We start from the raw sequence: 18,730 nt of genomic DNA, 5'->3' as shown, positions 1-18,730 counted from the left end.
ATCCCAAGAGAGGCTCCATGCAGATCACCGCTTCAATGGTCAAGGAACTCCGCGAGCGCACCGGCACCGGCATGATGGAGTGCAAGGACGCGCTGAACGAATCCAAGGGCAACATCGACGAGGCGATCGCGATCCTTCGCAAGAAGGGGCTCGCGGCGGTCGCCAAGCGCGCGCACCGCGCCACGAGCGAGGGGCTGGTCGGGTCGTACATCCACCCGGGCGGACGGATCGGCGTGCTCGTCGAGGTGAACTGCGAGACCGACTTCGTCGCGCGGACCGACGAGTTCCAGCAGCTGGTGAAGGATCTCGGCATGCAGGTCGCGGCGTCGGCGCCCCGCTTCCTCAGCCGCGAGGAGGTGACCCCCGAAATCCTCGATCGCGAGCGTGAGATCTACCGCGACCAGGCGGCGCGCAGCGGCAAGCCCGAGAAGGTGCTCGAGAAGATCGTCGAGGGAAAGATGGAGAAGTTCTACTCGGAGGCATGCCTTCTCGAGCAGCCGTTCGTGAAGGAGCCCACGATGACGGTGCAGGATCTCGTCACCGCGCAGGTCTCGAAGACCGGGGAGAACATCAGGATACGCCGCTTCTGCCGCTTCGTCCTCGGCGAGGGGGCCGAGGTCTGAGCCTCAAGGCCTCCATGAGCGACGCCACTCCGGCGTACAAGCGAGTTCTCCTCAAGCTGAGCGGCGAGGCCCTCATGGGCGCGCAGGGCTTCGGGATCGACGCAGGCGTCGTCCACCGCATCGCGGACGAGCTCCGCGAGATCCACGCCCTGGGCGTCCAGATGGCGCTCGTGATCGGCGGCGGGAACATCTTCCGCGGGCTCGACGCGGTGAAGTCCGGCACCGATCGCGTCGCCGGCGACCACATGGGCATGCTGGCCACGGTCATCAACTCGATCGCGCTCCAGGATGCTCTCGAGAAGCGCGACGTCTCGACGCGCGTCATGTCGGCCCTCGAGATGCGCGCCGTCGCCGAGCCGTACATCCGCCGCCGGGCCATGCGGCACCTCGAGAAGGGGCGCTGCATCATCATCGCCGCGGGCACGGGCAATCCGTACTTCACGACCGACTCGGCCGCCGCGCTCCGAGCGATGGAGGTGAAGGCCGACATCCTCCTCAAGGCCACGCGCGTCGACGGCGTCTACTCCGCCGACCCCGAGAAGGATCCGAAGGCCGTCCGCTACGATCGCCTGACGTACCTGCAGGTCCTCGAGCGGGGACTGAAGGTGATGGACACCACCGCGATCTCCCTCTGCATGGACAACGACATGAAGATCGTCGTCTTCAACATGAACCGGCCGGGCAACATCCGAAGGGTCATCCTCGGCGAGCCGGTCGGCTCCACGGTCGGAGGCTAGGATGCTGAAGGATCTCCTCGCGTCAACCGAGAAGAAGATGAAGGACCGCCTCGAGTTCGCCCGGCACGCGCTGGCCACGATCCGGACGGGCCGGGCGTCGCTCGCGATCCTCGACGGGGTCACGGTGGATTACTACGGGACGCAGACGCCGCTCAACCAGGTGGCGAGCCTCTCGATCCCCGACCCGACGCTCATCGTCGCGCAGCCCTGGGACGCCACGATGGTGCCGGCGATCGAGAAGGCCATCCGGGCGGGAAATCTCGGCCTCAACCCGAACAACGACGGCAAGGTCGTGAAGATCCCGATCCCCCCGCTGACCGAGGAGCGCCGCAAGGAGTTCGTGAAGAAAGTCGATCACATGGGGGAGGAGGAGCGCACCCACATCCGTCAGATCCGGCGCGACGCGAACGAGGCCGCGAAGAAGCTCCTCAAGGACAAGTCGATCTCCGAGGATGACGAAAAGCGCGGGCTCGACCAGGTGCAGAAGCTCACCGACAAGCACATCCAGATCATCGACGAGATGGTCAAGCACAAGGAGAAGGACCTCCTCGAAGTCTGAGGAGCGTCCGGCCCGCTCACGATGCCCCGGCGCGCGTCGAGAACGGCCCCGCGGCGCCCCGTCGTCGCCATCGTCGCCGCCGCCGGCAGCGGCACGCGCGTCGGCGGATCCGTCCCCAAGCAGTTCCTGAAGGCGGGAGGCCGCACGCTCCTCGATCACGCCATCTCGCGCCTGGCGCGGCACCCCGACGTCGACGCCGTCGTCGCGGTCGTCCCCGCGTCGCGCGTGCGCTCCGCCTCCCGCCTGATGGCACGGCACAGGAGGCTCGTCGCCGTCGTCGCCGGCGGCCGGAGGAGGCAGGACAGCGTGGAGCGGGGCCTCGCCGCCATCCCCGCGGGCCGGGGGGTCCTCGTGCTCGTCCACGACGCCGCCCGCCCGCTCGTCTCCCCGAAGGTCGTGTCGGCCATCGTCCGCGCGGCGCTCCGCGACGGAGCCGCGATCCCCGGCCTCGCGCCGGCCGACACGGTGAAGGAGGTCTCGGTCGCCGGGCGCGTCGAGCGCACGCTCGATCGATCTTCGCTGCGGCTGATCCAGACGCCCCAGGGGTTCCGCGCCGAGTGGCTGAGGCGCGCGTACGCCGTCGCGCGCCGCCGGCGGCTCGACGCGAGCGACGACGCGTCGCTCGTCGAGGCGGCGGGGATGCCGGTCACGGTCGTCGACGGTGATCCGCAGACGTTCAAGGTGACGACCCGAGCCGATGTCGTGAGGCTTCGCGCCTTCATGCGCGGACCGAAGTGACGCCCGGCCCGGGCCGATCCGGAGGAGCCAGCATGAACATTCCCACGGGATTCCGAGTCGGCCTCGGCTACGACGTCCACCCCTTCGCCGACGCCGCCGCCGCGCGACCGCTCGTCCTCGGCGGCGTGACGATTCCGCACCCGAGGGGGCTCGCCGGCCACTCCGACGCCGACGCGCTCGCGCACGCGATCGGCGACGCCCTCCTCGGGGCCCTCGCCCTCGGCGACCTCGGCGCCCACTTCCCCGACACCGATCCGCGCTACCGGGGAATCTCGTCCCTGAGGCTCCTCGGGGAGTGCGCGGCGATGGCGGCGCGCGAGGGGTTCAGGATCGCGAACGTCGACTCGATCGTCGTGACGGAGGAGCCGAAGATCGCGCCCCACGTCGCGCTGATGCGCGAGCGCCTGGCGGGGGCGCTCGACGTCGACGCCAGCCGGATCTCCGTGAAGGCGACGCGCCCCGAGGGGCTCGGCGCCCTCGGTCGACGGGAGGGGATCGCCTGCCAGGCGATCGCGCTGGTCGCCTCGCGCGGGGCGCTTTCGAAGCTCCTCGCGCAGGTCCGGCGCGGCGCCGGGAGGGGATGAGCGCGATGCTCCGCGACGACGGCCCGGTGAGGGTGAGGTTCGCCCCGTCGCCGACCGGCTCCCTTCACGTCGGGAACGTCAGGACCGCGCTCTACAACTGGCTCTTCGCCCGCGGTCGGTGGGGGGCCTTCGTCCTGCGCATCGAGGACACCGACGTGGAGCGCAACGAGGCGGGGGCCGAGGCGCGCATCTACGAGGACCTGAGGTGGCTCGGCCTCGACTGGGACGAGGGGCCGGATCGCGGCGGGCCTCTGGGCCCGTACCGGCAGTCGGATCGCGCGGCGCACTACGCCGACGCCGGCGCGAAGCTCCTCGCGGCCGGCGACGCGTACCGCTGCTTCTGCCCGGTCGGGGCGATCGAGGCCGAGCGCGCGTCGCAGCGCGCGGCGGGCCTCCCTCCGAGATACTCCGGAAGGTGCCGCGGCGTCGCCGCCGGGGAGTCCGGCCGCCGCGCCGCCGCGGGGGAGCCGTTCGCGCTCAGGTTCCGGGTTCCGGAAGGGAACATCGCCTTCATCGACGCCGTGCGCGGCCGCGTGGAGTTTCCGTGGGAGCAGATCGGCGATCCGATCCTCGTCCGCTCGGACGCCCGCCCGGCCTACAACTTCGCCGTCGTCGTCGACGACATCGCGATGCGGATCACCCACGTCGTCCGGGGCGAGGACCACCTCTCGAACACGCCGCGCCAGATCCTCGTCTACCGCGCCCTGGGGCACGAGCCCCCCGCCTTCGCCCACCTCTCGATGATCGTCGGCCCCGACGGGGCGCGGCTCCACAAGCGGCACGGATCGGTCTCGGTCGCCCAGTTCCGCGAGGAGGGGATTGTCGCCCAGGCTCTCGTCAACTACCTCGCTCTCCTCGGGTGGTCGCACCCGTCGGGCGAGGAGATCCTCACGCTCGACGCCCTCACGTCCAGCTTCACGCTCGACCGCGTCTCCGGATCGGCGGCCACCTTCGATCCGAAGAAGCTCGCCTTCCTGAACGCGCACCACATCCGGACGATGGATCCCGGGCGCCTCCTCGATCTCGCGCGCCCCTTCCTCGCCGCGGGGGGGCTGAAGGCGGGAGGGGAGGACTCCGCCGGCCGGCCGGCCGGCGATCCCGACGTCGAGGCCTGGTGGGCTCGCGCCGTCGCCGTCGCCGCCGGCCAGATGGAGACGCTCAGGGACGCGCCGGGGGCCGTCGAGTTCCTCTTCCGGTCGGCAGGGGGGAGCGCGCCCGACCCCGTCGAGGCGGCGGTGGTTGCGACGTTCGAGAAGCTCGCCTCGGGGGAAAACCTCGCGATGCCGGGGGTCTTCCGCGGGTGCGCGGTCGCCGCCGGGAAGGCGACCGGGCGGAAGGGGCGCGAGCTCTTCCACCCTCTGAGGCTCGCCCTCACCGGGAAGGAGAGCGGGCCCGAGCTCGACAGGATCGTCCCCCTCATCGAGGAGGGGGGGCGGCTCGGGATCCGTCCGGCGGTCCCCGGGTGCGTCGAGCGCGCCCGGGGCTGGCGCGAGGGGCGCGGGTGGGGGAGCGCGACGTGACGCACGCACGGGACGACTCGATCGTCGTCGGCATCCACGCCGTCCTCGGGGCGATGGCGGGAGGGGCGCGCACGCTGAACCGGATCCTCGTCGAGAAAGGAAAAGGGGGGCCGCGCTTCCGCGAGATCTTCGACGCGGCGAAGCGCGCGGGAATCCCCATCGAGGAGGTCGACCGGGACCGCCTCGATCGCCTCGCCGGCGGGTCGCGGCACCAGGGGGTCGCGGCCACCGCCGCGGCGGCGGCGTACACGCCGCTCGAGGAGGTGGTCGGCGCCTGCGCTCCGGAGGGAAGGCTGATTCTCCTCGACGGCGTCGAGGACCCGCGAAACCTGGGCGCGGTCATCCGGACGGCGGCGGCGGTGGGGGCTCGCGGGGTCATCGTCCCCGAGCACCGAGCTGCGGGGCTTTCCCCCGGGGCGGCCCGGGCGGCGGCCGGTACCCTGCCGAAGGTTCCCGTCGCGCGGTGCCGGAACGCCGCCGACCTCGCCAACGAGTTGAAGGAGCAGGGCTTCTGGGTCGCCGGGCTCGACGCCCGGGGAGACGCCGCCTGGGACGAGGTCGAGTACCCGGGGAGGATGGCGCTTGTGATCGGAGGGGAGGCCAAGGGGCTCCGGCCGCGGGTGCGGCAATTCTGCGACACGGTGATCGCCATCCCGCTGGCGCCGGGGGTCGAATCGTTGAATCTGTCCGTTGCGGCCGCGGTGGTTCTCTATGAAGCGCTCCGGCAGGACCGCGCAGGAAAGGGAAGTTGATCCGTTGCAAAGAATGTGCTTTACACGCCGCGAGGACTGGTGTAGAGTGCCCGTTTCACTAAGCTGGCGTAGCTCAGCTGGTAGAGCAGCTGATTTGTAATCAGCAGGCCGGGGGTTCGAGTCCCTTCGCCAGCTCCAGGGATGTCGGCCCACGAAACGGCCTGTCTTCCTGACGTTGCGCGACCGGGCGCGAATCCTCCCGGCTCAGAGAGAAACGAATCGGCGATTTCACGGGGAGATTCCCGAGTGGCCAATGGGAGCAGACTGTAAATCTGCCGGCGAATGCCTTCGGAGGTTCGAATCCTCCTCTCCCCACCACTCGAGAGACTCGGCGCGACTGACAAGAGAAAGCGATCCCGGCAATGAAGACACAGGGCGGGAATAGCTCAGTTGGTAGAGCGTCAGCCTTCCAAGCTGAGGGTCGCGGGTTCGAGTCCCGTTTCCCGCTCCAATTCGAAACAGGTGAGAGGGCCCAGGTGGCTCAGTGGTAGAGCACTTCCTTGGTAAGGAAGGGGTCACCGGTTCAATCCCGGTCCTGGGCTCCAGCCGCGACGGCGTCCTCGCTGGCCACGGCGCGGCGGACGGGCGAGAGAGATAGGACGAGGCATGCGAGAGATCATTCAGCTTCAGTGCACGACGTGCAAGCGCCGGAACTACTCGACGACCAAGAACATGCGCAAGCACACCGAGCGGCTCGAGACGAAGAAGTTCTGCCGCTCCTGCCGGGGCCACATCGTTCATAAAGAGGTCAAGTGACGGGACGGGGAACGGCCGCGGGTCAGTAGCTCTAATTGGTTAGAGCGCCGGTCTCCAAAACCGGATGCTGGGGGTTCGAATCCCTCCTGGCCCGCCAGCCTCGAACGCGCCGGCGCGTGAGGGCGGAGCGGACGCGGCGTGCCGGAAGCGGGGCCTGAGGTGGTGATGCATCGCGGGGAACGAACGTGAACCGGCTCAAAGACGCATTCAAGCAGGCGATCGATTTCCTGAAAGAGGTCCAGGCGGAGCTCAAGCGCACCACCTGGCCGGCCCCCAAGGAGGTGCAGGGGACGACGACCGTGGTCATCATCACGGTCTTCATCTTCGCCCTCTTTCTCTGGATCGTCGACGTCGGACTCTCGCGGGGCCTCGACGCGGTCCTCGGGCTCTTCAAGCACTAGGGCGGTCCTCAATGACGAAGAAGTGGTACATCATTCACACCTACTCGGGATTCGAGCAGAAGGTGAAGGAGAGCCTGCGCCAGCGCTCGGAGGCGCTCGGCATGCAGGAGACCATCGGCGACATCCTCATCCCCACCGAAGAGGTCGTCGAGATGCGCGACGGGAAGAAGGTCGTCAGCTCCAAGAAGTTTTTCCCGGGGTACATCCTCGTCAACATGGAGATGTCGGACCACGCGTGGCACGTGGTGAAGAACACCCCGAAGGTCACCGGCTTCGTCGGCTCCGGGAACTCCCCCAGCCCGCTCAGCCAGGAAGAGGTCGACCGGATCATCAACCAGGTCGTCGTCTCCCAGGAGAAGCCCAAGCCGAAGTTCGTTTTCAAGGAAGGCGAGCACGTCCGCATCGTCGACGGCCCCTTCAGCAACTTCACCGGCTCCGTCGAGGACGTGAACGCGGACAAGAACACGCTGAAGGTCATGGTGACGATCTTCGGCCGCTCGACGCCCGTCGAACTGGACTTCCTGCAAGTCGAGAAGACCTGAGAGGTATCTGAATGGCGAAGAAGGTCACCGGATTCATCAAGCTGCACATCCCCGGCGGGAAGGCGACTCCGGCCCCCCCGGTGGGCCCGGCGCTCGGGCAGCACGGCCTGAACATCATGGATTTCTGCAAGGCGTTCAACGCGCGCACGGCCAAAGAGGACGGGATGATCATCCCCGTGGTGATCACCGTCTTCCAGGATCGCTCCTACACCTTCATCACGAAGACGCCGCCCGCCTCGATCCTCATCAAGAAGGTCGCGGGGCTCGCGAAGGGCTCGGGCGCGCCGAACAAGGACAAGGTGGGGAAGATCACCGAGAAGCAGCTCGAGGAGATCGCGAAGCAGAAGATGCCCGACCTCAACTGCTACGACCTCGAGGCGGCCAAGCAGATCGTGCGCGGCACCGCGCGCAGCATGGGCGTCGATATCGTCCCCGCTTAGCGGGGGCCAACTTCACCCCCCGCGTCGGCGGGGACCAGACATCGCCACCGGCCCGGTCCGGACCGGACTGAACGGAGCAACGCCATGGCAGCACACGGAAAGAAGTACAAGGCGGCGGCCAAGCTGGTCGAGTCGCGCCCGTACGCGATCGAGGAGGCCGTCCCCCTCCTCAAGAAGATGCCCGCGACGAAGTTCGACCAGACGGTCGAGATCGCCCTGCTCCTCGGGGTCGACCCCAAGCACGCCGACCAGATGGTCCGCGGCACGGTCGTCCTCCCGCACGGCACGGGGAAGTCGAAGAAGGTCCTCGTGATCACCTCCGGCGAGAAGATGAAGGAGGCCGAGGCGGCGGGCGCGGACATCGTCGGCGGCAAGGAGATCGTCGAGAAGATTCAGGGAGGATGGGTCGACTTCGACGCCGTGATCGCCACCCCCGACATGATGAAGGACGTCGGCAAGCTCGGGAAGGTCCTCGGCCCGAAGGGGCTGATGCCCAACCCGAAGGCCGGGACGGTGACGCAGGACGTCACGAAGGCGGTCAGCGAGATCAAGGCCGGCCGCCTCGAGTTCCGCGTCGACAAGACGGCCATCATCCACTCCCCGGTAGGCAAGATCTCGTTCGACGAGAAGCGGCTCATCGAGAACACGAAGGCCTTCGTCAGCGCCGTGCTCCGCGCGAAGCCGGCGACGGCGAAGGGGAAGTACCTGAGGTCGGTCTACATGTCCACCACGATGAGCCCGAGCCTCCGCATCGACACCGCCGCGCTCGAGGTCGCCTGACATGAACAGAGCCGAGAAGAAAGAGGAGATTGAAGCCCTCAAGGCGCAGTTCGCCGGGGCGCGGAACGCCTTCTTCCTCGACTACCGGGGGCTGAAGGTCGAGCAGGTCTCGGACCTCAGGCGCAAGGTGCGCGCGACGAAGTCGTCGTACCGGGTCGCGAAGAACCGCCTCGCGATCATCGCGGCGCGCGACACCCCGATCCGCGACATGGAGGCGCTCTTCGACGGCATGACCGCGGTCGTCTGGAACGAGACCGACCCGGTCGCGCTCGCGAAGGTGATCCACGATTTCGCGAAGACCGCCCCCGTCACGATCAAGGGCGGGGTCGTCGAGGGGAAGAAGATCGGCGTCGCCGACATCACCAGCATCACCACGCTGCCGTCGAGGCCGGAGCTGGTCGCGACCTTCGCCGGCATGATCGTCTCGCCGATGGTCAAGTTCGTCAGCGTCCTCAAGGCTCCGGTGAGGGACCTCGTCTCGGTCCTCAGCCAGGTCGCCGACTCGAAGAAGCAGCAGGAACCGGCCCAGAGCTAACTGAAGCCGTACTCTCGGAAGGAAGGGGTGAACGTCATGCCAGCGATTACGAAGGAAGACATCAAGCAGTACCTCCGCGAGGCTCCGATGCTCGAGATCGCGGGTCTCGTCAAGGAGATCGAGTCCGAGTTCGGCGTCTCCGCCGCGGCCGCGATGCCGATGGCGATGGCGTCGATGCCCGGCGCGGGCGCCGCGGCGGCGGTCGAGGAGAAGACCGAGTTCACCGTCATCCTCGCCTCCGTGGCCCCCGAGAAGAAGATCAACGTGATCAAGGTCGTCCGCGAGCTGACCTCGCTCGGCCTGAAGGAAGCGAAGGATCTCGTCGAGGGCGCGCCCAAGGCGGTGAAGGAAGCCGTCGGCAAGGACGAGGCCGCCACGATGAAGAAGAAGCTCGAAGAGGCCGGCGCGAAGGTCGAAGTCAAGTAGACACCAGGGCTGGAGGGGCGGCATCAGCATGGCTGAGATGACGGCGACCGGAGAGGTGAACCCGGCAGGCCCGCGGGAGCGAATCGACTTCTCGAAGATCAGGACGTCGGTGCCGATACCGAACCTGATCGAGGTGCAGAAGCGTTCGTACGAGCGGTTCCTGCAGATGTTCACCGCTCCCCAGGATCGTGAGGATACGGGTCTCCAGGCTGTCTTCAAGTCGGTCTTCCCGATCTCGGATTTCCGGGAGACGAGCAGCCTCGAGTTCGTCGAGTACTCCATCGGCAACTGGGAGTGCAAGTGCGGGAGCCTCGAGGGAATCGAGCAGCTCCGCGTTCCGTGCCCTTCGTGCGCCAAGAGGATCATCATCCGGGATCCCAAGGCGAAGACGATCCCGTGCCCGGATTGCGGCGCGGCGGCCAAGAACACCATCCAGTTCTGCGACGTGTGCGGCGATCCCGTCGGGCTGAAATTCAAGTACGACGTGTTCGAGTGCCAGGAGCGGGGAATGACCTTCACCGTCCCGCTCAAGGTCAAGATCCGCCTCGTCGTCTGGGACAAGGACCCCGAGACCGGGAGCCGGAGCGTCCGCGACATCAAGGAGCAGGAGGTCTACTTCGGCGAGATCCCCATGCTCACGGACAACGGCACCTTCATCATCAACGGGACCGAGAGGGTCATCGTCAGCCAGCTCCATCGTTCCCCGGGCGTCTTCTTCCAGGCGCAGGAGAACAAGACGATCTTCATGGGGAAGATCATCCCCTACCGCGGATCGTGGGTGGAGTTCGAGTACGACGCCAAGAACCTGCTGTACGTCCGCATCGACCGCAAGCGCAAGTTCCTCGGAAGCGTCTTCATGCGCGCGCTCGGCATCCGGACCGACGAGGAGATCATCCGCACCTTCTACGGGATCGAGACCCTCCAGATCGACGGCAAGAAGCTCGCCGTGAAGACCTCGCCGCGCCTCGCGGCGTGGAAGCTCCGCGTGCGGGCCGACGTCGACGATCCGAAGAGCGGCGAGTCGATCATCAAGAAGGGGAAGAGGATCACGCAGGGGGTCTACGCCGCCCTCACGAAGGCGAAGATCCAGAGCGTGCCGGTGGACGTCGTCGAGCTCGCGGGCGCGTGCTCGGCGTCCGACGTCGCCGATCCGGCGACCGGCGAGGTGCTGCTCGAGAGCGGCGCCGAGATCGGGCCGAACGAGATCGAGGCGCTCGCCCTCAAGGGGGTCTCCAGCCTCGAGTTCTTCCACCCCGAGCAGGACGAGGTCGGGCGCATCATGCTCGACACGACGCGCAAGGACACCATCGGCAAGACCCCTCCGCCCGAGGGCGCCAAGCCGAAGGATCCGCGCGAGGAGGCGCTCCTCGAGATCTACAAGAGGATGCGCCCGGGCGACCCGCCGACCCGCGAGTCGGCCGAGAGCCTCTTCAAGGGGATGTTCGAGGACCCGCGCCGCTACGACCTCTCGCGCGTCGGCCGGCTGAAGTACAACACCAAGCTCGGCACCGACCTCCCCCTCGACATGCACGTTCTCTACCGCCCGAAGCGCGACGAGGCCGGCAAGTTCGCGGAGTGCGTCGCCGGGCGCGACGAGGACTTCACCTCGGTCATCCGGTACCTGCTGAAGCTCAAGAAAGGCCTCGGCGCCATCGACGACATCGATCACCTCGGCAACCGCCGCGTCCGCGCCGTGGGCGAGCTCCTCGAGAACCAGTTCCGCATCGGCCTGGTCCGCATGGAGCGCGCCATCAAGGAGAAGATGTCGGTCTACCAAGAGATGACGACGGCGATGCCCCACGACCTGATCAACGCCAAGCCCGTCATGGCCGCGATCCAGGAGTTCTTCGGCTCGTCGCAGCTCTCGCAGTTCATGGATCAGACGAACCCCCTCTCCGAGGTCACGCACAAGCGGCGCCTGTCGGCCCTCGGGCCGGGCGGCCTCTCGCGCGACCGGGCGGGGTTCGAGGTGCGCGACGTCCACGCCACGCACTACGGCCGCATCTGCCCCATCGAGACGCCGGAAGGGCCGAACATCGGCCTCATCTCGAGCCTCTCGTGCTACGCGCGCATCAACGAGTTCGGCTTCATCGAGTCGCCCTACCGCAAGGTCGAGGAGGGGCGCGTCCGGGACTTCGTGAAGGTCCTGAACCCGGGCGACACCACCTACGCCACGGGCGAGATCGTCGAAGTCGGCGATTGCGAGGCCGAGAACAGGAAGGTCGCGCGCAAGGGGGACACCCCGGCCGAGATCGAGCCGCACATCTTCTACCTCTCCGCGTGGGAGGAGGACAAGGGGATCATCGCGCAGGCGAACGCCCAGCTCGACGAGAAGGGGAGGTTCGTCCACGACCAGGCCCGCGTCCGGATGAACGGCGAGTTCAAGCTCGTGCCGCGCGAGGACGTGAATTTCATCGACGTCAGCCCGAAGCAGCTCGTCTCCGTCGCCGCCTCGCTGGTGCCGTTCCTCGAGAACGACGACGCGAACCGCGCGCTGATGGGCGCGAACATGCAGAGGCAGGCCGTCCCGCTCCTCAGGGTCGAGGCGCCGCTCGTCGGCACCGGCATGGAGGGGATCACGGCGAAGGACTCCGGCGCCGTGGTGGTCTGCCGCAGGGACGGGTTCGTCGACTCGGTGGACAGCCAGCGCATCATCGTCAGGGTCGTGGGCGTCTCTAAGGGGAAGGAAGAGGAGGACTTCGGCGCCGACATCTACACCCTCACGAAGTTCAAGCGATCGAACCAGAACACGTGCATCAACCAGCGCCCGCTCGTGAAGAAGGGCCAGCCCGTGAAGAAGGGCGAGATCCTCGCCGACGGCCCCTGCACCGAGCGCGGCGAGCTCGCGCTCGGCCGCAACGTCCTCGTCGCGTTCATGCCCTGGCGCGGGTACAACTTCGAGGACGCCATCCTCGTCTCCGAAAAGCTGGTGAAGGAGGACTACTTCACCTCCATCCACATCGAGGAGTTCGAGATCGAGGCGCGCGACACGAAGCTCGGCCCCGAGGAGATCACCCGCGACATCCCGAACGTGAGCGAGGAGGCGCTTCGCGACCTCGACGAGAGCGGCATCGTCCGCATCGGCGCGCACGTGAAGCCCGGGGACATCCTCGTCGGCAAGATCACCCCGAAGGGGGAGACGCAGCTCACGCCGGAGGAAAAGCTCCTCCGGGCCATCTTCGGCGAGAAGTCGGGCGACGTGAGGGATGCGTCGCTCACCTGCCCCCCCGGGATCGAGGGGACCGTCGTCGAGGTGAAGATCTTCTGCCGCAAGGGGGTCGAGAAGGACGCCCGCGCGCAGGCGATCGAGGACGAGCAGGTCGAGCGGATGCGCAAGAACCTCAAGGACGAGGAGCGCATCATCCGCGAGGAGTCCCGCAAGAAGCTCATCACGCTCCTCGAGGGGGAGAAGCTCACGAACCCGCTCAAGGAGTACCGCTCCACGAAGGAGAAGCTTCCGGCCGCGACCAAGCTCACGCGCGAGATCCTCAGCCGGCTGTCGTACGACGATCTCCGCCGGATCGAGTTCAAGCCGAGAAAGAGCGAGATCCTCGACGACTTCCAGAACATCCTCGCGCGCACCGAGCGCAAGGAGGCGATTCTCAAGAAGATCTTCGACGAGAAGCGCGAGATGCTGAAGCGCGGCGACGAGCTCTCCCCCGGCGTCATCAAGATGGTCAAGGTCTTCGTCGCGATGAAGCGCAAGCTCCAGGTCGGCGACAAGATGGCGGGCCGCCACGGCAACAAGGGCGTCATCGCGAAGATCCTCCCCGAGGAGGACATGCCGATGCTGCCCGACGGCACCCCGTGCGAGATCGTGCTCAACCCGCTCGGCGTGCCCTCCCGCATGAACGTCGGTCAGATCCTCGAGACGCACCTCGGGTGGGCCGCGCGCTGCCTCGGGCTGTACTTCGCCAGCCCCGTCTTCGACGGCGCCTCGGAGGAGGAGATCCGCGGGAAGCTCAAGGAGGCGGTGGCCCTCCAGAGCTCGACCGGCGTCCCGGTCACGGTGCGCGAGAACGGGAAGACGCACCTCTTCGACGGAAAGACCGGCGAGAAGTTCGACCAGATGGTCACGGTCGGCTACATCTACATGCTGAAGCTCAGTCATCTCGTGGACGACAAGATCCACGCCCGCTCGATCGGACCGTACTCCCTCATCACGCAGCAGCCCCTCGGCGGCAAGGCGCAGTTCGGCGGCCAGAGGTTCGGCGAGATGGAGGTGTGGGCCCTCGAGGCGTACGGCGCCGCCCACATCCTGCAGGAGCTGCTCACGGCGAAGTCGGACGACGTGTTCGGCCGCACGAAGATCTACGAGGCGCTGGTGAAGGGTGAGGCGACGGTCGAGCCGGGGCTGCCCGAGTCGTTCCACGTCCTCATCCGCGAGCTCCAGAGCCTCGGTCTGGACGTCGAGCTTCGAACCGGCAGCGTCGGGCGTTCCTGAACACCAGGGGACAGGAGGAAAGGCGTTGAGTCGAAACACACCTTTCGGTGAGAAGGCGCGAGCCATCAACGATTTCGACAGCATCCGGATCAGCATCGCGTCGCCCGAGAAAATCCGAAGCTGGTCGTACGGCGAGGTCACGAAGCCGGAGACGATCAACTACCGGACGTTCAAGCCGGAGCGCGACGGCCTCTTCTGCGCGAAGATTTTCGGCCCCACCGTCGACTGGGAGTGCCTCTGCGGCAAGTTCAAGCGCATGAAGCACCGCGGCGTCGTCTGCGACAAGTGCGGCGTCGAGGTCACGCAGTCGAAGGTGAGGCGCGAGCGCATGGGGCACATCGAGCTCGCGTCCCCCGTCTCGCACGTGTGGTTCTTCAAGGGGCTGCCGTCGAGGATCGGGCACCTCCTCGACATCTCGCTCCGCGACCTCGAGCGCATCCTCTACTTCGAGGCGTTCGTCGTCACCGACGTCCGGCATCCCGAGAAGGTGGACGTCGAGGTCGGCGAGCTCCTCTCCGAGGAGCGGTACCGCCAGCTCATGGACGAGGTGGGGCGCGACGCCTTCACCGCGCGCATGGGCGCCGAGGCGATCAAGGATCTCCTCCGGAAGGTCGAGATCCCGACGCTCGCCGACGAGCTCCGCGCCAAGATGCGCAAGGAGACGTCCACCCAGAAGAAGCTCAAGTTCGCGAAGCGGCTCAAGGTCGTCGAGGCCTTCCGCCGGAGCGGGAACCGCCCGGAGTGGATGATCCTGGACGTCATTCCGGTCATCCCCCCCGAGCTGCGCCCCCTCGTCCCGCTCGACGGCGGGCGGTTCGCCACGTCTGATCTCAACGACCTGTACCGGCGCGTCATCAACAGGAACAACCGCCTCAAGAAGCTCTTCGAGCTGAAGGCGCCCGACGTCATCGTCCGGAACGAGAAGCGCATGCTCCAGGAGGCGGTCGACGCCCTCTTCGACAACGGGCGCCGGGGCCGCGTGCTCCGCGGCACGAACAATCGGCCGCTCAAGAGCCTCTCCGACACGCTCAAGGGAAAGCAGGGGCGGTTCCGCCAGAACCTCCTCGGCAAGCGCGTCGATTACTCGGGGCGCTCGGTCATCGTCGTCGGCCCGGAGCTGAAGCTCCACCAGTGCGGGCTGCCCAAGAAGATGGCCCTCGAGCTCTTCAAGCCGTTCATCTACAACAAGCTCGAGCAGGTGGGCCTCGTCTCGACGATCAAGGCCGCCAAGGAGATGGTCGAGCAGCAGCGCCCCGAGGTGTGGGACTACCTCGAGGAGGTGATCCGCGAGCACCCGGTCATGCTGAACCGGGCGCCGACGCTCCACCGCCTCGGCATCCAGGCCTTCGAGCCGGTCCTCGTCGAGGGGAAGGCGATCAAGATCCACCCACTCGTCTGCACGGCCTTCAACGCCGACTTCGACGGCGACCAGATGGCCGTCCACGTTCCCCTGTCGCCGAAGGCGCAGATCGAGGCGCAGGTCCTGATGCTCTCGACGCAAAACCTCCTCTCGCCGGCGAACGGGGCCCCCATCGTCGTCCCGACGCAGGACATCGTCCTCGGCGTGTACTACCTCACCAAGGAGAAGTCCGGGGCGAAGGGGGCGGGACGCGATTTCGGAACCCCCGAGGACGTCGTCCTCGCGCTCGAGGCGGGGGAGGTCGAGCTCCTCGCGCCGATCAAGCTCCGCTACACGGGCGACCTCCTCGATCTCACGACCGTGAGGGACGATCAGGATCTGCTCCACACCGAGGTCGTGAGGGTCGAGGGGCAGCGCATCAACACCACGGTCGGGCGCGTCATCTTCAACGACCACCTGCCCGAGGGGCTGCCGTACATCAACGGGCACCTCAAGAAGCGCGGCCTCGGCCAGCTCGTCACCCGCTGCCACCTGACGTGGGGGAACGACAGGACCGTCAAGCTCGTGGACGAGCTCAAGGATCTCGGCTTCTACTACGCGTGCAAGGCCGGCATCTCGATCGGGATCGAGGACATGGTCATCCCGGCGACCAAGCCCCGACTCGTCGAGCAGGCCCAGCGCGACCAGGTGCAGGTCCAGCAGCAGTACCTCGACGGCGCCATCACCGAGAACGAGCGCTACAACAAGGTCATCCAGATCTGGTCCGAGGCGACCGAGCGGATCTCCGAGGCGATGTTCGAGGAGATGGGCAAGCTCGAGGCGAAGACGGGCGAGTTCAACCCGATCTTCATGATGGCCGACTCCGGCGCGCGAGGCAGCAAGCAACAGATGCGTCAGCTCGCCGGGATGCGCGGCCTGATGGCGAAGCCGTCGGGCGACATCATCGAGACGCCGATCACCGCCAACTTCCGCGAGGGGCTGACGGTGCTCGAGTACTTCATCTCGACGCACGGCGCGCGCAAGGGCCTCGCCGACACCGCCCTCAAGACCGCCGACTCGGGATACCTGACGCGCCGCCTCGTCGACGTGGCGCAGGACGTCATCATCACCGAGCCGGACTGCAAGACGCTCGACGGCATCGAGGTCACCGCGATCGTCGAGGGAGGCGAGACGATCGAGGAGCTCCGGGATCGCATCGTGGGACGCGTCGCTCTCGAGGACATCAAGGAGACGCCCGACGCCGAGGCGACCATCGTCGAGGCCAACGGCGAGATCTCCGAGGATCTGGCGAACGTCGTCCAGATGGCCGGCATCGAGCGGGTCAAGATCCGCTCCGTGCTGACGTGCGAGTCGCGGCGCGGGGTCTGCGCGTGCTGCTACGGCCGCAACCTCGCGACCGGCAGGATGGTCGAGCTGGGCGAGGCGACCGGCGTCATCGCCGCGCAGTCGATCGGCGAGCCCGGCACGCAGCTCACGATGCGCACCTTCCACGTCGGCGGCGTCGGCCAGGTCTCCACGGAGTCGACCCTCGAGACGAAGAACGAGGGGGTCGTGAAGTTCCTCAACCTCCCCACCGTCAAGGACAAGAAGGGCGGCCTCGTCGCGATGAGCCGCAGCGGCACCATCATCATCCAGGACGAGAAGGGGCGCGAGCGCGAGCGCCACACGGTCGTCTACGGCGGCAGCATCAAGGTGCACGACGGCGAGGACGTCAAGGCGGGAACGCTGCTCCTCGAGTGGGACCCGTTCAACTCGATCATCCTCACGGAGTTCGGCGGCACGATCCACATGAAGGACGTCGTCGAGGGCACGACCATGAAGATGAAGACCGACGACGTCACCGGATTCCAGCGTCCGGTCATCACCGACAGCGCCGACGAGAAGCTGCAGCCGCGCATCGAGATCCGCGACGGCCACGAGAAGATCATCAAGAAGTACTTCCTCCCGCGCGAGGCGATGCTGAACGTCACCGACGGCCAGCAGGTCTTCCCCGGCGACATCATCGTGAAGGTCCCCCGCGAGGCGAAGAAGACGAAGGACATCACCGGCGGCCTCCCGCGCGTCGTCGAGCTGTTCGAGGCGCGGCGCCCCAAGGACCCGGCGAGGATCTCCGAGATCGACGGCGTCGTGCACTACGGCGACGTCGCGAAGGGGAAGCGGAAGATCACCGTCACGGGCGACGACGGCGAGGTGCGCGAGTACGAGATCCCGAAGGGCGCGCACATCTCGGTGCAGGAGGGGGAGCGCGTGGACGCCGGCGACTCGCTGGTCGAGGGGCCGAAGGATCCGCACGACATCCTGAGCGTCAAGGGGCCGAAGCAGCTCCAGGAGTACCTCGTCAACGAGATCCAGGAGGTCTACCGGCTGCAGGGCGTCAACATCAACGACAAGCACATCGAGGTCATCGTCCGCCAGATGATGCGCTGGGTGAAGGTCGAGGAGGTCGGCGACACCGAGTTCATCGTCGACGAGCACGTCGACAAGTTCAAGTTCCGCGAGGAGAACGAGCGCGTGCTCGCCCAGGGCGGCGAACCGGCGACCGGCCGCCCGCTGCTCCTCGGCATCACCAAGGCCTCGCTCTCGACCGAGAGCTTCATCTCGGCCGCCTCGTTCCAGGAGACGACCCGGGTTCTCACCGAGGCGAGCATCAACGGAAAGATCGACTATCTCCGCGGCCTGAAGGAGAACGTGATCATGGGCCGGCTGATCCCGGCCGGAACGGGGATGGACATCTACCGGACGATCCGGATCCCCGTCGACGAGACGGAGAGGGCCGATCTCGAAATCGAGGAAGGGCCGCTCGAGGTGGGGGGCCTGGATCTGACCGCCGCCCTGAGCAGCCTGAGGGCTGCGGGGGAGTCGTCCTCCTGAGGGGGCACAGGGCGCACGGGCCCGCCGGCAGCGCGGCCGATCGGTCCGGATGGCACGGATTTTACGGAGAGTGTTGACACGCTAGAGACAGTCTGCTAGAGTCGCCGGGTTTGCGCAAACCCCTAAATGCAAGGGTTCTTCTGCGCTTTTCCGGACGTGCCCTCGTGGCAACCCGACGTCGCGGAACGGCGAACAGAAGAGAGGTGTCGAAGTGCCGACAGTCAGCCAGATGGTCAGGTTCGGGCGCGTGCTTCAGCGCGGCAGGACCAAGAGCCCGGCTCTTGTCTCGTCGCCGCAGAAGCGCGGCGTCTGCGTTCGCGTCTACACGCAGACGCCCAAGAAGCCGAACTCGGCACTCCGAAAGGTCGCCCGCGTCAGGCTGACGAACGGGATCGAGGTCACGACCTACATACCCGGGGTCGGCCACAACCTTCAGGAACACTCGATTGTGCTCGTGCGCGGAGGCCGTGTGAAAGACCTGCCGGGCGTCCGCTACCACGTGGTGCGTGGAACTCTCGACACCGCAGGCGTCGAGGGCCGCAAGCAGAGCAGGTCCAAGTACGGGGCCAAGAGGCCCAAGGGGTAATCGGGCCGAGCCGCAACGCGCGTCCTCGTCGCGCGAGGGCGCCCACCGAACCGGACTCGTCTTGCACGCGGCGAAA

Annotated in this window: 17 protein-coding genes and 5 tRNA genes; all 22 read left to right on the top strand. The window is 67.1% G+C overall.

What is annotated here, in order from left to right:
• Positions 1-17: 17 nt before the first annotated feature.
• The 22 genes from tsf (at position 18) to HY049_06210 (ending at position 18,654) form a co-directional block, all read left to right on the top strand.
• Entirely contained in the window at positions 18-623 is a 606-nt protein-coding gene (gene tsf, locus HY049_06315) for a translation elongation factor Ts (GenBank protein ID MBI3448511.1), read from the top strand.
• Between the two features lie 14 nt (positions 624-637).
• Positions 638-1,360, top strand: a complete 723-nt coding sequence (locus tag HY049_06310) for a UMP kinase (GenBank protein MBI3448510.1) — start codon at positions 638-640, stop codon at positions 1,358-1,360.
• 1 nt (position 1,361) lies between these two features.
• Complete coding sequence (gene frr, locus HY049_06305; GenBank protein ID MBI3448509.1) at positions 1,362-1,919, top strand: ribosome recycling factor; 558 nt, start codon at positions 1,362-1,364, stop codon at positions 1,917-1,919.
• Positions 1,920-1,940: 21 nt separating this feature from the next.
• Complete coding sequence (gene ispD, locus HY049_06300; GenBank protein ID MBI3448508.1) at positions 1,941-2,657, top strand: 2-C-methyl-D-erythritol 4-phosphate cytidylyltransferase; 717 nt, start codon at positions 1,941-1,943, stop codon at positions 2,655-2,657.
• A 32-nt stretch (positions 2,658-2,689) separates the two neighbouring features.
• On the top strand, positions 2,690-3,241 hold the full coding sequence (locus tag HY049_06295; protein ID MBI3448507.1) for a 2-C-methyl-D-erythritol 2,4-cyclodiphosphate synthase: 552 nt from the start codon (positions 2,690-2,692) through the stop codon (positions 3,239-3,241).
• Entirely contained in the window at positions 3,238-4,761 is a 1,524-nt protein-coding gene (locus HY049_06290; protein ID MBI3448506.1) for a glutamate--tRNA ligase, read from the top strand. The genes HY049_06295 and HY049_06290 overlap by 4 nt, the downstream gene beginning before the upstream one ends.
• The gene (gene rlmB / locus HY049_06285; protein ID MBI3448505.1) at positions 4,758-5,513 is read left to right on the top strand and encodes a 23S rRNA (guanosine(2251)-2'-O)-methyltransferase RlmB; all 756 of its coding nucleotides are present in this window, start codon (positions 4,758-4,760) and stop codon (positions 5,511-5,513) included. Before HY049_06290 ends, rlmB begins: the two co-directional genes overlap by 4 nt.
• Positions 5,514-5,575: 62 nt before the next feature.
• Positions 5,576-5,651, top strand: a tRNA-Thr gene (locus tag HY049_06280).
• A gap of 94 nt (positions 5,652-5,745) precedes the next feature.
• Positions 5,746-5,831: transfer RNA gene (locus tag HY049_06275), tRNA-Tyr, on the top strand.
• A 57-nt stretch (positions 5,832-5,888) separates the two neighbouring features.
• Positions 5,889-5,964, top strand: a tRNA-Gly gene (locus HY049_06270).
• A 19-nt stretch (positions 5,965-5,983) separates the two neighbouring features.
• Positions 5,984-6,058 (top strand) — tRNA-Thr (locus HY049_06265).
• Between the two features lie 61 nt (positions 6,059-6,119).
• Positions 6,120-6,269 carry a 50S ribosomal protein L33 gene (rpmG, locus tag HY049_06260; GenBank protein MBI3448504.1) on the top strand — a complete coding sequence of 50 codons (150 nt, stop codon included), beginning with the start codon at positions 6,120-6,122 and terminating at the stop codon, positions 6,267-6,269.
• Positions 6,270-6,288: 19 nt separating this feature from the next.
• A tRNA-Trp gene (locus tag HY049_06255) sits at positions 6,289-6,366 on the top strand.
• A gap of 88 nt (positions 6,367-6,454) precedes the next feature.
• Positions 6,455-6,670, top strand: coding sequence for a preprotein translocase subunit SecE (secE, locus tag HY049_06250; protein ID MBI3448503.1), 216 nt, complete (start codon positions 6,455-6,457; stop codon positions 6,668-6,670).
• Between the two features lie 11 nt (positions 6,671-6,681).
• Entirely contained in the window at positions 6,682-7,212 is a 531-nt protein-coding gene (gene nusG, locus HY049_06245) for a transcription termination/antitermination protein NusG (GenBank protein MBI3448502.1), read from the top strand.
• A gap of 11 nt (positions 7,213-7,223) precedes the next feature.
• The gene (gene rplK, locus HY049_06240; protein MBI3448501.1) at positions 7,224-7,652 is read left to right on the top strand and encodes a 50S ribosomal protein L11; all 429 of its coding nucleotides are present in this window, start codon (positions 7,224-7,226) and stop codon (positions 7,650-7,652) included.
• An 84-nt stretch (positions 7,653-7,736) separates the two neighbouring features.
• On the top strand, positions 7,737-8,432 hold the full coding sequence (locus tag HY049_06235) for a 50S ribosomal protein L1 (protein ID MBI3448500.1): 696 nt from the start codon (positions 7,737-7,739) through the stop codon (positions 8,430-8,432).
• A 1-nt stretch (position 8,433) separates the two neighbouring features.
• Positions 8,434-8,967 (top strand): 50S ribosomal protein L10, encoded by a 534-nt coding sequence (rplJ, locus tag HY049_06230; protein ID MBI3448499.1) that lies wholly within the window; start codon positions 8,434-8,436, stop codon positions 8,965-8,967.
• 45 nt (positions 8,968-9,012) lie between these two features.
• Positions 9,013-9,393, top strand: a complete 381-nt coding sequence (gene rplL / locus HY049_06225; GenBank protein MBI3448498.1) for a 50S ribosomal protein L7/L12 — start codon at positions 9,013-9,015, stop codon at positions 9,391-9,393.
• A 37-nt stretch (positions 9,394-9,430) separates the two neighbouring features.
• A complete protein-coding gene (gene rpoB, locus HY049_06220; GenBank protein ID MBI3448497.1) occupies positions 9,431-13,837 on the top strand; it encodes a DNA-directed RNA polymerase subunit beta in 4,407 nt (1,468 codons plus the stop codon).
• A gap of 25 nt (positions 13,838-13,862) precedes the next feature.
• A complete protein-coding gene (gene rpoC / locus HY049_06215) occupies positions 13,863-18,068 on the top strand; it encodes a DNA-directed RNA polymerase subunit beta' (protein MBI3448496.1) in 4,206 nt (1,401 codons plus the stop codon).
• 211 nt (positions 18,069-18,279) lie between these two features.
• The gene (locus HY049_06210; GenBank protein ID MBI3448495.1) at positions 18,280-18,654 is read left to right on the top strand and encodes a 30S ribosomal protein S12; all 375 of its coding nucleotides are present in this window, start codon (positions 18,280-18,282) and stop codon (positions 18,652-18,654) included.
• Positions 18,655-18,730 lie beyond the last annotated feature (76 nt).

It is taken from the genome of Acidobacteriota bacterium (assembly GCA_016195325.1).
Lineage (GTDB): Bacteria > Acidobacteriota > Polarisedimenticolia > JACPZX01 > JACPZX01 > JACPZX01.
This window is presented reverse-complemented; position numbering and strand designations above follow the sequence as displayed.

What these genes read in the sequence shown, in the direction of transcription:
- tsf (MBI3448511.1), top strand. Translation starts at nt 18, where the DNA reads ATGCAGATCACCGCTTCAATGGTCAAGGAACTCCGCGAGCGCACCGGC.
- HY049_06310 (MBI3448510.1), top strand. Translation starts at nt 638, where the DNA reads ATGAGCGACGCCACTCCGGCGTACAAGCGAGTTCTCCTCAAGCTGAGC.
- frr (MBI3448509.1), top strand. Translation starts at nt 1,362, where the DNA reads ATGCTGAAGGATCTCCTCGCGTCAACCGAGAAGAAGATGAAGGACCGC.
- ispD (MBI3448508.1), top strand. Translation starts at nt 1,941, where the DNA reads ATGCCCCGGCGCGCGTCGAGAACGGCCCCGCGGCGCCCCGTCGTCGCC.
- HY049_06295 (MBI3448507.1), top strand. Translation starts at nt 2,690, where the DNA reads ATGAACATTCCCACGGGATTCCGAGTCGGCCTCGGCTACGACGTCCAC.
- HY049_06290 (MBI3448506.1), top strand. Translation starts at nt 3,238, where the DNA reads ATGAGCGCGATGCTCCGCGACGACGGCCCGGTGAGGGTGAGGTTCGCC.
- rpmG (MBI3448504.1), top strand. Translation starts at nt 6,120, where the DNA reads ATGCGAGAGATCATTCAGCTTCAGTGCACGACGTGCAAGCGCCGGAAC.
- nusG (MBI3448502.1), top strand. Translation starts at nt 6,682, where the DNA reads ATGACGAAGAAGTGGTACATCATTCACACCTACTCGGGATTCGAGCAG.
- rplK (MBI3448501.1), top strand. Translation starts at nt 7,224, where the DNA reads ATGGCGAAGAAGGTCACCGGATTCATCAAGCTGCACATCCCCGGCGGG.
- HY049_06235 (MBI3448500.1), top strand. Translation starts at nt 7,737, where the DNA reads ATGGCAGCACACGGAAAGAAGTACAAGGCGGCGGCCAAGCTGGTCGAG.
- rplJ (MBI3448499.1), top strand. Translation starts at nt 8,434, where the DNA reads ATGAACAGAGCCGAGAAGAAAGAGGAGATTGAAGCCCTCAAGGCGCAG.
- rpoB (MBI3448497.1), top strand. Translation starts at nt 9,431, where the DNA reads ATGACGGCGACCGGAGAGGTGAACCCGGCAGGCCCGCGGGAGCGAATC.